We start from the raw sequence: 14,037 nt of genomic DNA, 5'->3' as shown, positions 1-14,037 counted from the left end.
GATTAGCCGAATTTGCCGGTGATGTAGTCCTCGACGCGGTCGTGCTCGGGGTTCTCGAAGATTTTCTCCGTCTCGTCGAACTCGACGAGTTCGCCGCCGGTGAGGAAGACGGCCGTCTTGTCCGAGATGCGGGCCGCTTGTTGCATGTTGTGGGTGACGATAACGACGGTGTAATCGCGAGCGAGGTCGGCGATGAGGTCTTCGACCTTCGAGGTCGCCACGGGGTCGAGCGCCGACGCGGGCTCGTCCATCAGGATCACGTCGGGATCGGTAGCGATGGCGCGGGCGATACAGAGGCGTTGTTGCTGGCCGCCCGAGAGGTCGAGGCCCGACGACTCGAGTTGGTCTTCGACTTCTTCCAGGAGCGCGGCACGCTCGAGTGCCGTGTGAACTCGCTCGTCGACGTCGTCATCGATGCCCTGGACCTCGAGGCCGAATGCGACGTTGTCGTAGATCGACTTCGGGAAGGGGTTCGGTTGCTGGAACACCATGCCGATTTTCCGGCGCAGGGCGACGGGGTCGACGTCAGTGTCGTAGACGTTCTTTCCGTCGAACTGGACCTTGCCGTCGATGCGGCAGCTCTCGATGCGGTCGTTCATCCGATTGATACAGCGCAAGAACGTCGATTTTCCACAGCCCGACGGACCGATCAGTGCCGTCACGTTGCGCTCGGGAATCGCCAGGTCGACCTGCTGTAACGCGCGGTCGTCCCCGTAGTACACGTCGAGGTCCCTCGCTTCGACGATCGGATCGGACACCGTCGAGGTCTGGTGGCGGACGGTCGATTCGGGTCCCGTCTCCACGCTCGAGGCGGTGTTGTCTCCCGTGGAGAGCTCGATACCAGCCGTCTCGTTCGCTGTCTGACGTCCGGTTGGATCGGACGCGGATGGATCGTTTTGAGTCATCGTTACCCGTTCTGGGTTCGCTGATAGCGGTTTCTGAGGACGATCGCGGTCGCGTTCATCGTGAGCAGGACGACGAGCAGCGTGATGACGCCCGCCGCGAGCACGCCGTACCGGAAGTCGACCCCGATCTGCGTCGACCAGGTGTAGATCTGTCGCGACATCGCTCCGGTTCGACTCGTAAAGGAGTTGGGCGAGGTTCGAACGACGGCGGGGACGCCGATCATCAACAGCGGCGCCGTTTCGCCGATCGCACGCCCCAGCGCGAGAATCGTTCCGGTGAGGATGCCCGGAATCGCTTCGGGGAGGACGACACCTCGAACGGTTTGCCACTTCGTTGCGCCCATACCGTAGGCAGCATTACGCCGGGAATCCGGCACCGAACGGATCGCCTCCTGGGCCGAAATGATCACGATCGGGAGGATCAACAGTCCGATGGTGAGGCCGCCGACGAGGGCCGTCCCGTTTTCCATGCCGATCACCCTGATGAAGACTGCGAGGCCGAGGACGCCGTACACGACCGAGGGAACGCCGGCGAGGTTCGCGATGTTGACCTCGATGAGCTCGACGATCTGGCTCATGCGTCCCTGCGTCGGCGCGTACTCTTCGAGGTAGATCGCCGCACCGACGCCGATGGGGAACGCCGAGATAACGATCACGACGAGGATCAAAATACTGCCGACGAGGGCGGGATAGATTCCGGCCTCGGTTGCAGTCGTGTTGTGTGGACTGGTCAGGAACGACCAGTTGAGCCAGGAGTCCGGCCCGGCGACGCCGAGCGTTCCCGCGAGTGCCCACAGGAGCGCGAACCCGACTGCGACGACGATCGGAAACGCGAGTCCAATCGTCCCCTCGCGGCGTCGGAGGACGTGTTCGGTGTACAGCCCGCAGGCCCCGCCGACGATGGTCGCAAAGAGGATCCACGTTGTCGTCGTTATACCGACCGCTGGCGCGGTAGCGAGGCCGACTCCGGCGAGGGCAGCCGTCGCTCCGAACGCGACCGCCCCGTCGCGCTCGCTCTCGCGGACGCGACGAATGTGCCACCCGATCGCGGCTGCAATCGGGACAGCGACCGTTCCAAGCAGGACGAGACCCGGTGCCGGGAGTACCGGCAACGAGAGAATCACCGCCCGAACGCTCGGCAGGAGTTCCGGCGTCGAGAGGTCGACTCGAAACAGTTCCTGTCCGAGAAGGGGTGTCCGAACCAGAACGTCGATGCTGATCGCCGGAATCCCGACGAGCGCGAGCAACGGGACGAGAACGACGACGCCCAACCGCTCGAGAACGACGTCCGGCCGGACTCGAGTGTGTCCCTCGATGACGGCGGCTGCGGCGAGCAGTGAGAGGAATAACGCGAACCACTCGTGGGGCGTGACGATGTGGGCGAAGACGATCCAGATGCCGCCGGCCGCCAGCGTCGCGACGAGTGGAAGGCCGAGTGCCGTGTAGGCGACCCGTCCTGCCTGGGATTCGTTTCGGTATACGTACGCGGCGAACACGAACGCCGGCGCGATCACAACCAGTCCGAACAGGCCCAGCCACATCGGGTCGGCCGTTAGTGGCTGGAACGCGTCGTTAGCGACGTACAGAAGGAATACCAGCATCAAGCCGAGTGCGAGCATCGTCGCACCCAGACAGAACCACTTGAACAGTATCCCCCGTGTTCGGCCGATCTCTTCGCCGGTATCGAACCAGTCGTCGGCGGTCGATCGGTCGGTCCGTCCCGCCATTAGCTGTCCACCTCCGATCGAATCGCACGTATCGATATCTCGGTCATCTCACTGGTACTCCTCGCGGTACCGCGCCGCGATACGGTTGCTCAGCAGGTTCATCAGGAACGTGATCGCGAACAGCGTCAGGCCGATCGCGAACATGCTGTAGAACTCCGCCGACGCGCCGGTCGCGTCGCTCGTCACCGCGTGAACCATCGCCGCGGTCATCGTCTGTCCGGAGTTGAAGAGGTTCTCGAACGGGTTCGTCACGTTCAGCAGTCGCGCCATCATCCCGCCGGCCATCACGACGATCATCGTCTCGCCGATCGCCCGAGAGATGGCCAGAATGTACGACGAGAAAATCCCCGACACCGCGGCGGGAATGACGACTTTCGTCGAGACTTCGAACTTCGTCGCGCCGAGGCCGTACCCCGCCTCACGAAGCTCCTCCGGAACGGCGCTCATCGCGTCTTCAGAGAGCGACGAGACCATCGGCACGATCAGAATGCCGACCATGATCGACGCGCTCAATAGATTGAACGTCCCGACCGGCACGCCGGCCGCTCGAAGCCACGGGGAGAGATACACCAGCGCCAGGAAGCCGTAGACGACCGTCGGAATCCCGGCGAGAATTTCGAGCGCTGGCTTCAATACCGAGCGCATTCGCGGACTGGCGTACTCCGAGAGGTAGACCGCGGCGGCGGTTCCGATCGGGATGGCGATCGCGGCAGAGACGACAGTTACGATCAGGGTCGAACTCACGAGCGGGAGGATCCCGAACGTTCCCGTTCTCGAGTTCCACTCCGTTCCGGTTAGAAAGGAGACGACCTCGACGTGGTCGAAGTCGAAGAACGTAATCGTGTCGTAGGCGAGCGTCCCGAGGATACTCAACGTCACCAGTACTGTCAGCGCCGTACACGAAAACAACAGCCAGCGATACAACCGCTCCTTGGCATCACGGCCGGTCTGTACTCGTGTTAGCGAGGTAGTTACCGAATCATTACTCATATTGTTGATAAATTAGCGTCCGTTCGTGGTGATTGGTCGTCCGCTCACGGCCACGACAATGTCTTACGCGAGATCCTCGAGCGTCGAGAGGTTCTCCTCGCGGACGTCGTCGCCCGACGGGACGTAGCCGATGTCGTCGGCGATGAAGCTCTCGCTCGAGTTTTCGAGGTAGAACTCGAGGAAGTCGTAGACCGGTTCGCGCTGGATCGATTCCTCGCTCGCGTAGATGAACAGCGGGCGAGCCATCGGATACTCGCCGGCCTGTGCGGCCTCGAGACTCGGCTCTCCACACTCGTCGTCCTCGGACTCTTTGACCTCGAGGGCTTTGATCGCGTCCTGGTTCTCCTGATAGTACGCGTAGCCGAAGTAGCCGATCGCGTAAGGGCTGTCCTGCAGTCCCTGGATGATGAGGTTGTCGTCCTCGGTCGGCTCGTAGTCGTCGCGATGGTTACCGGCCTCGCCGACGACGTTCTCGGTGAACCAGTCGAAGGTTCCGGAGGTCGTGTCGGGTCCGAACAGTTCGAACTCCTCGTCGGGCCAGTCGTCGTTGACGTCGGCCCACGTCTCCGCGCCGTCTTCCTGCCAAATCTGGGCCATCTCGTCGAAGGACATGCAATCGACCCAGTCGTTGTCGGGGCTGACGGCCATCGTCAGCGCGTCGCCGGCGATTTCGAACTCGACCGGCGTCACGTCGTTGTCCAGACAGCTCGACTCCTCTTCGTCCTTGATCGGCCGCGACGCGCCGTTGATATCCGAATCGCCCGGGCAGAAGTGGTTCTCGAAGCCGCCGCCGCTGCCGGTCGAGTCGGTCGGGACGTTGATGTCCGGATTCTCGTCCATGAACCGCTGAGCCATCTCGTCGGAGACGGGGAAGACGGTACTCGAGCCGGTGATAACCACTTCACCGCCCTCATCTTCGTCGGCGTCGGTTTCCGAACACCCAGCGAGTGCGAGCGTTCCCACGGCCCCGGTCGTCGCGAGGAATCCGCGTCTTGTCGCCGATCCACCCACCAGTCCGAATTTCTTATCGGTCATCATGTGGACGATACGACGGGTGATAAAAGTACGATGCTATGATTACTATATATCCACACGTACCTATATATCCAAGAACGTTGAAGATCAGTACTGGCGCAGTAGGTGTCCCAAGTTCACGAAATCGACAGAATCTAATTTCGGAACAATTCTCGAATGTGTGCTTCATCTCCAAAAACAGCTGTCTCGACACGGACTATATTGTGCCGACCGGCCTGCCGAATAACGTTCAAATCAACCCGCCCGTTCGGATCCGTCTCTCCCACATCGTACCCGTTCGTCGCGGCTGCGTTTTCGACGCTGCTGGTGCGGAGCGTTCTCGGTCGGCTCACGACCGACGGTCACCGCGTCCCCGAATACGCAAACTCCCGTGGTATCGATCAGACCACTCGGTCCGATTGATCCGGACTCAGTCGGCAGAGTACCGCGTGACGGCCGATTCGTCGAAATCGCCGAAACGACCGTCGATCTCGAGTACGGACGAAAACAACCGCTCGAGCTAATTCGGTATCGAGGTGGAAATTCGGGATATCTATATAGCCTATATGTCGGTACGTATCGATACATTGTGATACTGTCTGTGGTGTATTAGAGCGTCTTAAGGCGCGATTCAGCGCGAACGCCGTCTCAATTCTCGCGCTATCGACGGCAGTAGTGGAAACAACTCTATAGATTTGGGTAGGTTTATGTTCTCCCCATAGAAAACGTGTCATATGGAGACACGCAAGGTCCAGGTGACCGGTGGATCGACGTATACGGTGTCGCTTCCGAAAGGATGGGCGACCACCAACGGCATCAGTAGCGGCTCGACCGTCGAGATCTACTCCGAAGACGATATGCTACTCGTCACACCGAAGCGTGAAACCGACCATCAGGAGGGAACGCTCGACGTTTCCTCGCTCGAGGACGAACAGCTCGTCCGTGCCGTCCTGACGATGTACGTCAGCGGCTTCGACATCATCAAACTCGAGGCGGGCCGCATTACGACGGCCCAGCGGCGGGCGATCCGCAGCGCGATTCAGGGGCTCATCGGCGTCGAAGTCGTCGAGGAGCAGACGGACTGCGTCGTCGTCCAGGACCTCCTGGACTCCTCTGAGCTGTCGATCGTCAACGCCGTCACTCGGATGCGGTTGATCGCCACCTCGATGCTCGAGGACGCGCTCACCGCGCTCGTCGAGAACGACGACGACATCGCCGCCGACGTGATCGAACGCGACGACGACGTCGACCGGCTCTGGCTCGTCGTCTCGCGCATCTTCCGGGCGACGCTCCGATCACCGCGGGCCGCCGAAGCGCTCGGCGTCTCCCGCGAGGACTGTTTCGACTACCACTCGAGCGCCCGGCAACTCGAGCGCGTCGCCGACCACGCCGTCAAGATCGGCCAGCTCGCCCGCAAACTCGGAGATATTCCGGACGACGTCGCTGGCGCGCTCCTCGAACTCCACGCCGACGCCTCGGCGATCCTCGAGAAGTCGATGGACGCGCTGTTCGCCGAGGACAGCGGCGAGGCGACCGAACTGAGCCACGACGCCCTCGAGTCCGTCCTCGAGATCGACGAACACACCCGGTCGATCGACGACATGCTCCGCGACCTCGATCCCGTGCAGGCACAGTCGCTCGGACTGATTCTCGACTCCCTCTCCCGAAGCGCCGACTACGGCGGGAACATCGCAGAAACGGCGCTCCAGAAGGCCGCACCGCGGCCCTGACAGCGTCCCGCTTCGCCTCAACCTCATCCGTTCGTGCTCCGACGATCGCATATTTATTAGAGAATTTACAAAAACGCCGTTGAGGGAACGATTTTGTCGACCGCCCGCGTCCGTACCCTCATGAGCCAATCAGACGTCTCGAGCGACCGCGAGCGAGTCCTCGAGTGTACCGACTGTCTCGACCCGGCGGACGCCTTCGCGTTGATCGGGAACGAGACGCGACTGTCGATCCTCGAGGCGCTGTGGGCGGCCGAGGACCGTCCGGTCGCGTTTTCGGAGCTGCGACGCGAGATCGGGATGCGCGACTCGGCGCAGTTCAACTACCACCTCCAGAAGCTCGCCGGCCAGTTCGTCGTCCAGACCGACGCGGGCTACGACTTCAAACACGCCGGCGAGAAGGTCGTCCGCTCGGTGATCGCCGGCTCGTTCAACGAGCACCCGACGATCGATCCGTTCCCGGTCGCGGGCTCGTGCGTCGCCTGCGACGGCCCGCTCGAGGCGCGGTATCGGGACGAGCAACTCGCGATCGCGTGTCCCGACTGCGGGCACGGCCACGGCGAGTACGGGTTCCCGCCGGGCGGGCTGAACGACCGGACGCGCGAGGAGGTCGCCGACGCCTTCGACCAACGGGTCCGTCACCTCCACTGCCTCGCGGCCGACGGCGTCTGTCCGGAGTGTAGCGGTCGCGTCGAGTCGCACATCGCGGAGGACGGCGCGTGCTGTCTCGGCGCGACGGTTCGCGTCGACCACGAGTGCGTCCAGTGCGGCTACACCCTCTGTTCGGCACCCGGACTCCGCTTGCTCGACCACTCCCGTGTCGTCAGCTTCCACCGCGAGCGCGGCGTCTCCCTCGACGAACGACCCTACTGGACGCTGCCGTGGTGCGTCTCCGACGAGTACACGGCCGTCGTCGAGCACGACCCGATCCGCCTTCGCGTCCGCCTCCCGCTTGCGGGGGACGAACTTCGCGCCACGTTGAACGAGGACCTCGCGGTGCTCGAGACGACGATCGAATCGCTCGAGTGAGCCGCTTTTCGTTCCGTTCGTCGGAGTCTCTCCGCATCGTCAGCCCGCCATCGAACGGGAGTCGCGTCTCGGTGAACCCGTCGTATCGGCTCGCACCGCCACAAATTGTTGTTCGGACTGAACTGGATTTCAGTACGGTGGCGTACAAAAATATCGTTCAGATTACAACTATTCCGTTGGGGCTCCTCCGTTCGAACGAAGACCGATATGATCCACCCCACCGAACCGCGGTACGTTCCCGATCGAACCCTCGCGAGTACGGCGTTCCTCGTTGCGCTCACGACGCTCGGACTGCTCGCCGGAAGCGTCGCCAGCTTTGCCGTCTGGCCCGTCTTCGCGGCCGTACCGGTTCTCGGACCCGCATCGGCCGTCGGTACCGGTCTCGCGGTTGCCATCGTCGTTCCGGCCGCGATCGGCCGCCTCGCGAGTGTCGTCGCGACGCGACTCGATCGAGCACCCGACGGCGGCGACTCGAACGAACTCGCGCCGACGGATCCCGACGATCGGTTGCCGACCGCCGACGATCAACGTTCGGCCCGGGCGACCGTTCCGGAGGAGTAACGCCGATATTCGCGCGCTTTTTCACGCTGGCTCCCCTCGAGACACCCGTGAGCGAGTTCGCCTTCGAACTCGAGTTGTGCGCCCACCTCGAGAGCCGTTGCGAGGGAATCCTCGCCCGTCAACTCGGCGCGAGCGTCGCCGATCCCGGCGGCCGGATCCTCGACGTGATCCGCGTCGAGCCCGGTCCCGCGTTCGACGACCGTCTCGCCCTCACGAGCGAGTCCATTCCCGATGCGGCGATCGACGCCGACGTCGGAACCGGGCAGGCGCGCTACTGGAAGGACGCCTTCGACTGCCACCCCGACCGCGCTCGGCGGGCCACGGAGCGAGCCTGCGAGATCGGCTTTTTCGAACGCGAACGCCGAAAGGGCCGCGAGTACGTCCGCCAGGTCGCTCGCTACCCCGACTGGTACGACCGCATCGTCGGCATCGAGAACAAACCCGACCTCGGTCGACCGGGCGATCTCGAGGCGCAGTTGCGGACGGACGTCAGCCTCGCGCTGGTCGACGAGGTCGTCCTCGCGACCGAGAGCTACGTGACCGGAGCGCACCTGAATCGCATCCCCGACGAGGTCGGCGTCTGGCGGGTCCACCGCGACGGCGATCCGACGGCGGCCGGGTCCGCCTTCGAGATCGAGGTCGTTCGCGATCCGTCGCCCCTCGCCGTCGACGAGCCGGGAATCGAACCGCTCGAGACCCGCCCCGGCCGAACCGAGATCGCCGTCGTCGAACCCGACGCGAAAGCCGACGCGCGTCGACGTATCGCCGAACGCGCCTACGGCAAGGGGTGGCGGACCTACGCGTTCCCCGACTGCGGGGCCTGTCGCACCGACGACTCGAGCGCGGCGACGCTCCCCCACTGTTCGTGGAAGGGGCGGGTCGTCGACGCCGGGTCGGAGTGCGGCCCCTCGTGTGCCGGCTACGAGCCCGCGTCGGATTCGCGTCCGGCGATCGATCTCGAGGCCGAACGCGACCGTCGGACCCCCTGGATCGCCGATCCGGAGGGAAAACGTCGCCGGCAGTCGGGGCTGGATCAGTTCGACTGAGCGGACGATCGGCGTCTCGATACCTCCGGTACGTCGGGCGCGTTCCCCGCTCTACATTCCCATTCCGCTCCCGTTTTCGTCCTCGTCTTGCTCCCCGTCCTCGGAGTCGCGAACGCGAAACGCGCCGATGAACTCTTCACCGTCCTCGTCGCGGCTGGCGTAGAGATACGACCCGGGCGCCCAGAAGATTCGGTCGTACTCGTCGCCGGCTTCCCACTCGTCGTCTTCGTTGTCTTCCTCACCCCAGAAACAGTCCTCGGGAATGTCGATCGGATAGAGTCCCGTGCTCGAGCCCTCCCAGTGCCACCAGAGCAAGGTGTCCGTATCGATCTCGAACGCCGCGGGCTCGAAGCCAGCGCCGTCGGGATCGATCGCGATTTCGACGGTCTCTTTGCCGGTGTGGTCCTCGATATCGGCGTCCTCGAGCACCGTCTCGGCGTCGCGGCTGTCGTCGCCGTTGGTGTCTCCGCTCGTCTCCTCGTCACCGTTGCCGTCTCCGCTCGGCTCCTCGTCGCCGTCCGTATCGCCTCCGTCCTCGCCGAGACAGCCCGCGAGGACGGCGGCCGCTGCGGTTACGCCGACCACGCGCCGCCTGGTCCAGTTCATGAGTGAACTACAGTGTTCGACGGCCTTGAGTGTACACGTCTCGGCCGGTCGCGTCGCCGCCCCGCAGTTCCGTCAGAGGACGTACGTCTCGCCGTCGATCGCGAGCGGCTCCTCGAACGCCTCCGTAGCCGGATAGTAGTGGGCGAGGTGGACCAGTCGCGTTCGGTCGGCGTTCAGGTCGTCGGCCAGTTCGAGCGCCCCCTCTCGAGTCATGTGTTTCGTTCCGAACGTCCGCGGAACGCCGTCCTCGTTCTCGTGGCGGCCGCCGATGGGGTGGTACTCACAGAGATGGGCGGGAACGATTCCGTCCGCGAGCAACAGGTCCGGGTCGGCGAGGACCTCTCGAGAGGCCGCCGGGACGTTGTAGCTCGTATCACCGGAAAGCGACAGCTTCGCGCCCGTTTCGGGATCCTCGATTGCGAGGCCGTAACAGACCAGCGGCGGGTGTTCGACCGGGACGAGCGTGACGTCGAAGCCACAGATCCGGATCGATTCGTGCGGCGTCGTCGGGCGAACGTCGATCTGATCGAGGTAGTGGTAGTCGTCACTGACCGTCTCGGCGACGCTTTTGCCGGTCTTCGGATCGGTCTCGTTCGCCGCGTAGATATCGAGCGAGTCGAAAACGCGAAAGACGTTCCCGAGCCCGTCGAGGTGGTCGAAGTGAATGTGCGTGATGATGGCGGCGTCGGGCAGCGAGACGCCGTCGCGCAGGAACTGATAGCGAAAGTCCGGGCTGAAATCGATCAACAGCGATTCGTCGGTGCGTTCGTTCTCGACGTGGACCGAAAACCGAGTGCGCTCGACGTCGCGTTCGCGGGCGGTCTCGCAGGTGTCACAGTCGCAGCCGACGGTCGGCGTCCCGGTCGTGTCGCCGGTCCCGAGCAGCGTTACGCGCACGGTTCGTCGGCACCTCCGTCCACGCGGCACGGACTGACCTGCTCGACGACGCTCGCTGTGGTGACGTGATGGATCGACTCATCGGCGCGCGCATCGGCCTCCACGTATCGCGATCCACCGCTCATTGTGGTTCGGTTCGCAGTCCGGCCATAAGGATGTTCCCCGCGAAGCGGGTCGCGGTTACTCGGACGCCCCGCCGCGTTCGGTTCGATCGTACTCGTGTTCCCGCAGCAGGTCCGGGTCGACGTCTCGCAGGACCGCCTCGTGGGTCGCCTCGAGCACGACCGGCGGGGCGCGGTCGGCCTCCTCGGCTTCGAGCCACCGCGCGAGGCAAAGGCACCACCGATCGCCAGGATCGAGGCCGGGAAACTCGAACTCGGGTTTCGGTGTGACGAGGTCGTTTCCCCGCGCCTCGCTGAATCGGAGGAACTCCTCGGTCATCACGGCACAGATCTCGTGGCGGCCTCGGTCCGATTCGACGCGACGACAGCAGCCGTCGCGCAGAAAACCCGTCGTCGGATCGGTACTACAGGGCTCGAGTTTCGTTCCGTAGACGTTCCGGTCGGTAGTCATAAACTTGCCGTCGGCAGCCGCGGGCAAAAGCGTAGTGTAACCCGACAGCCCATCCGCGAGTCGACTCTCGAAAACCGCCGGTCAGTCGAGTCCCGGCGGCGCAACCGGCTCGAGGTCGCGGCTCACGAGATACTCCTCGAGAAACGCGGCTCGGTCGCCGATCTCGGACGGTCGGTGGGAATCGGAGCCGACGGTGACGGCGACGTCGTACTCGCGCAAGATCTCGAGAAACGTCTCGGCGGGGTGGACGATCGCCGCGTCCGCGATCGCTCGCCCGGCGTTGATCTCGGGGACCGTTCGCGAATCGGCGAGCGCCCGGGCGACGCGCTCGTAGTGGTCCACCGTCGCCCGACCCCGCAGCGGCGGGGTTCGTTCGACCAGGTCGAGGTGGGCCGCGACGTCGAACAGTTCCGAGTCGATCAGCGAGACGAGGTTCTCGAAGTAGTCGTCGACGATCGCGTCGCGTTCCGCCTCGCTCGTGTTTGCAAAGTTGCTCGGCACCTGCACGTTCAGATCGTCGACCACGTGCACGCTCCCGATGGTGTAGTCGAACGCCGTCTCCTCGAGAAAGTCCCGGATCGCGCGTTCGTCGCGCAGATCGTAGTCCATTTCGACGCCGTCGTAGATCTCGAGGGAGATGTCCGCCCGGTTACGGAGTTCCTCGATCGCCCGACGTCGACGCTCGTAGGTCCGGTCCAGATTGAAACCGTAGACGCTACGGGTGGTCTTCGGGGGCTCGCGGGAGGACACCATGCAGTGGTCCGTGAGCCCGATTCCCTCGAGACCGGCCGCGTCGGCGGCTTGAACCATCCCCTCGAGAAACCCGCCGTCGGAGTAGTTCGTGTGCGAGTGGTAATCGTTCATATGCCGACGACACCGGGCGGCCAGTTGGTAGTTTCGCTCGTCAGAACAGTGGTCTCGCGTGTCCGGTTCGTAGCGACCCGCCTGCCGACGGTCGGATTCAGTGGCTGTGGTCGTGATCGCCGTCGTCGTGGGCGTGGTCGTGGCCCTCCTCCGACCCGCTCGGTTCACCGCCATCACTGGCCTTTCCGAGATCCCCGCCGGCGACGAGCGCGTCGTGGTCGCCGCCCATCATGTCCATGTTCTTCAGGGTGTCACGCTCCTCGAACTCCTCGACGGCGTCGAGGAGGTCCGCCTGATCCAGCGTCGTTCGGTCTTCGGTCAGGGCCTCGAGGACGGCCTCTCGGAGGACCATCCGGAGGTCGCTGCCGGTCAGCCCCTGAGTGACCTCGGCGATGAGCTGCGGGTCGAACTCCTCGATGTCCATCGTTCGGGTGATGAGGGTGAGGATGTCCGCGCGCATGCCGTAGTCGGGCTTGGGGAAGTTGATGATCTCGTCGAAGCGCCGCCAGGCGGCGTCGTCGAGCTGGTCGGGGTGGTTGGTCGCGCCGATCAGCAACACGTCGTCGTCAATGAGCGAGATGTTGTCGATGCTCTTGAGCAGCGTGTTGACGGCGCGTTTGAGAGCGGCGTGTTCGTCGCTCCGGCGGGTCTTGGCGACGAAGTCGAACTCGTCGATAAAGAGGATACACGGCGAGAGCCGCTTTGCGACCTCGAAGGTCTTGTCGACGTTTTTCGCCGTCTCGCCGAGATACTGGCTCGTGATCATCGAGAGTTTGACCTCGACGAACGGCAGGTCCATATCCTGGGCCAGCGCCTGCGCCGTCGACGTTTTTCCGGTCCCCGGCGGGCCGACGAACAGCAGTTTTCCGATCTCGCGAAGGCCGATGTTCGCGAGGTAGTCGCGGTGTTCGATCGCCTTCGAGATCTTGTTGAGTTCGTTCTCCTGGTCCTCGGTGAGCACGAGGTCGTCGAGGGACATGTCGACCTCCTCGGGCGCGCGGATCTCGACGAGATCGAGCATCTCCTCGTCGTCCTCCTCGTCGAAGTACTCCTCGAGGAGCCCGTCGATCCAGACGCGGTCGGCCTGAATCGGCCGGTTCTGATCGCGGGCTTGCTCGTGGCTGGCGTCGAACTCGTCGCCGAACTCCTTGTGGGTCGTGAGGTGTTTCGTCAGCGTCGGGTTCTCGAGGAGTCGCTCCTCGTCGACGCGCTCGGCGTACCACTGCTCGGCCATCTCCTCCTGAGCGAGGGTGATGGTTCCCGAGAACTCGTCGCGCTCGGTGAACATCAGATCCGAGACGGCCTCCCACGGCTGGTCGACGCCCGTCGCCTGCCGAGCAGTACTGTTCGTGGCTGAGAGCGGCCGGCTGATTCCGGCGTGTCTCCGACCCTCGTCGCCGTCGTCATCGACGCCGCCGGTCCAGAATACCCGGCGGAACGACGGCGGGAGATCGTTCTCATCCAACGTTCTATCGTCCGAATACACGCTCGTCGTGAGCAGGAACTCCACGACATCGAGCGCCGCATCACTCATTCGGTCAACGTATTCACCACACGCTCTTAACGTCGTCGTCATGCGCAACGTATGTGTCAGCGGGGCACTCTCGACTCACTCGGAGTCGAGTACCTGCTCTCGCCCCCGCGATCGGTGACCAGTCCGGCCCCGATCAATCCCTGAGACTGACGCTGGGCACAACGGTTTTCGTTCATCGGTACACACGCATGTATATGAACGTCCTAGTGGGAATCGTCGGGAGCGACGAATCGATCAAGACGCTCCGACAGGCGATCGACCGAACGAGCGAGGTCGGCGACGATCTCACCGTCGCCGTCGTCGACAAACCCGAGGCGAAACGATCACAGGAGGAGATGGCCCAGCAGGCGCGGGAACAGCTCTCGGAGGCGAACGTCGACGCCGAGGTCGTCACCCTCGAGGGAGACCCGGGCAGTTCGCTGGTCGACTACGCCGAGCAGGGGGAGTTCGACCAGCTGGTGATCGGCGGCGGGACGCTGAGCCCGATGGGGAAGATTCAACTCGGGCCGATCACCGAATTCGTCCTGTTGAACGCTCCGACGACCGTCAAACTGGTGCGATAAC

The 14,037-nt window shown here is 63.8% G+C and carries 15 protein-coding genes; 5 read left to right on the top strand and 10 right to left on the bottom strand.

The features are described 5' to 3' along the window. Positions 1 to 2 precede the first annotated feature (2 nt). The 4 genes from pstB to DWB23_RS05405 all read right to left on the bottom strand — a co-directional run bounded on the left by pstB (position 3) and on the right by DWB23_RS05405 (position 4,657). Positions 3 to 905, bottom strand: coding sequence for a phosphate ABC transporter ATP-binding protein PstB (pstB, locus tag DWB23_RS05420; RefSeq protein WP_121741753.1), 903 nt, complete (start codon positions 903 to 905; stop codon positions 3 to 5). A 2-nt stretch (positions 906 to 907) separates the two neighbouring features. After that, positions 908 to 2,632 carry a phosphate ABC transporter permease PstA gene (gene pstA, locus DWB23_RS05415; protein ID WP_121741752.1) on the bottom strand — a complete coding sequence of 575 codons (1,725 nt, stop codon included), beginning with the start codon at positions 2,630 to 2,632 and terminating at the stop codon, positions 908 to 910. 48 nt (positions 2,633 to 2,680) lie between these two features. Then, complete coding sequence (gene pstC, locus DWB23_RS05410; RefSeq protein ID WP_121741751.1) at positions 2,681 to 3,622, bottom strand: phosphate ABC transporter permease subunit PstC; 942 nt, start codon at positions 3,620 to 3,622, stop codon at positions 2,681 to 2,683. Positions 3,623 to 3,685: 63 nt separating this feature from the next. Continuing rightward, positions 3,686 to 4,657, bottom strand: coding sequence for a PstS family phosphate ABC transporter substrate-binding protein (locus DWB23_RS05405; RefSeq protein WP_121741942.1), 972 nt, complete (start codon positions 4,655 to 4,657; stop codon positions 3,686 to 3,688). A gap of 713 nt (positions 4,658 to 5,370) precedes the next feature. Between DWB23_RS05405 and DWB23_RS05400 the strand changes: the two genes are divergently transcribed. From DWB23_RS05400 to DWB23_RS05385, 4 genes are all read left to right on the top strand, one after another. Next, the gene (locus DWB23_RS05400) at positions 5,371 to 6,366 is read left to right on the top strand and encodes a phosphate uptake regulator PhoU (protein WP_121741750.1); all 996 of its coding nucleotides are present in this window, start codon (positions 5,371 to 5,373) and stop codon (positions 6,364 to 6,366) included. 120 nt (positions 6,367 to 6,486) lie between these two features. Further along, on the top strand, positions 6,487 to 7,392 hold the full coding sequence (locus DWB23_RS05395; RefSeq protein ID WP_121741749.1) for a winged helix-turn-helix domain-containing protein: 906 nt from the start codon (positions 6,487 to 6,489) through the stop codon (positions 7,390 to 7,392). A gap of 207 nt (positions 7,393 to 7,599) precedes the next feature. Beyond that, positions 7,600 to 7,953 carry a hypothetical protein gene (locus tag DWB23_RS05390; RefSeq protein ID WP_121741748.1) on the top strand — a complete coding sequence of 118 codons (354 nt, stop codon included), beginning with the start codon at positions 7,600 to 7,602 and terminating at the stop codon, positions 7,951 to 7,953. A gap of 47 nt (positions 7,954 to 8,000) precedes the next feature. Beyond that, positions 8,001 to 8,999, top strand: a complete 999-nt coding sequence (locus tag DWB23_RS05385; RefSeq protein ID WP_121741747.1) for a DUF5787 family protein — start codon at positions 8,001 to 8,003, stop codon at positions 8,997 to 8,999. 51 nt (positions 9,000 to 9,050) lie between these two features. On the opposite strand, the gene DWB23_RS05380 is transcribed toward DWB23_RS05385, so the two are convergent. The 6 genes from DWB23_RS05380 to DWB23_RS05360 all read right to left on the bottom strand — a co-directional run bounded on the left by DWB23_RS05380 (position 9,051) and on the right by DWB23_RS05360 (position 13,473). Beyond that, entirely contained in the window at positions 9,051 to 9,605 is a 555-nt protein-coding gene (locus DWB23_RS05380; RefSeq protein ID WP_121741746.1) for a cupredoxin domain-containing protein, read from the bottom strand. Between the two features lie 72 nt (positions 9,606 to 9,677). Further along, a complete protein-coding gene (locus DWB23_RS05375; RefSeq protein WP_121741745.1) occupies positions 9,678 to 10,502 on the bottom strand; it encodes an MBL fold metallo-hydrolase in 825 nt (274 codons plus the stop codon). Further along, the gene (locus DWB23_RS23700; protein ID WP_275086289.1) at positions 10,493 to 10,627 is read right to left on the bottom strand and encodes a hypothetical protein; all 135 of its coding nucleotides are present in this window, start codon (positions 10,625 to 10,627) and stop codon (positions 10,493 to 10,495) included. The genes DWB23_RS05375 and DWB23_RS23700 overlap by 10 nt, the downstream gene beginning before the upstream one ends. Positions 10,628 to 10,682: 55 nt before the next feature. Next, on the bottom strand, positions 10,683 to 11,075 hold the full coding sequence (locus DWB23_RS05370) for a DUF2237 family protein (protein ID WP_121741941.1): 393 nt from the start codon (positions 11,073 to 11,075) through the stop codon (positions 10,683 to 10,685). 81 nt (positions 11,076 to 11,156) lie between these two features. Then, positions 11,157 to 11,939 carry a histidinol-phosphatase HisJ family protein gene (locus tag DWB23_RS05365; RefSeq protein WP_121741744.1) on the bottom strand — a complete coding sequence of 261 codons (783 nt, stop codon included), beginning with the start codon at positions 11,937 to 11,939 and terminating at the stop codon, positions 11,157 to 11,159. Positions 11,940 to 12,036: 97 nt separating this feature from the next. Beyond that, positions 12,037 to 13,473, bottom strand: coding sequence for an ATP-binding protein (locus DWB23_RS05360; RefSeq protein WP_121741743.1), 1,437 nt, complete (start codon positions 13,471 to 13,473; stop codon positions 12,037 to 12,039). 194 nt (positions 13,474 to 13,667) lie between these two features. Here DWB23_RS05360 and DWB23_RS05355 point away from each other — a divergent pair, with 194 nt between their 5' ends. After that, positions 13,668 to 14,036 (top strand): universal stress protein, encoded by a 369-nt coding sequence (locus tag DWB23_RS05355; RefSeq protein WP_121741940.1) that lies wholly within the window; start codon positions 13,668 to 13,670, stop codon positions 14,034 to 14,036. Position 14,037 lies beyond the last annotated feature (1 nt).

Origin of the sequence: Natronorubrum halophilum (genome assembly GCF_003670115.1) — an archaeon.
In the GTDB taxonomy this organism is placed as follows: Archaea; Halobacteriota; Halobacteria; order Halobacteriales; family Natrialbaceae; genus Natronorubrum; species Natronorubrum halophilum.
This window is presented reverse-complemented; position numbering and strand designations above follow the sequence as displayed.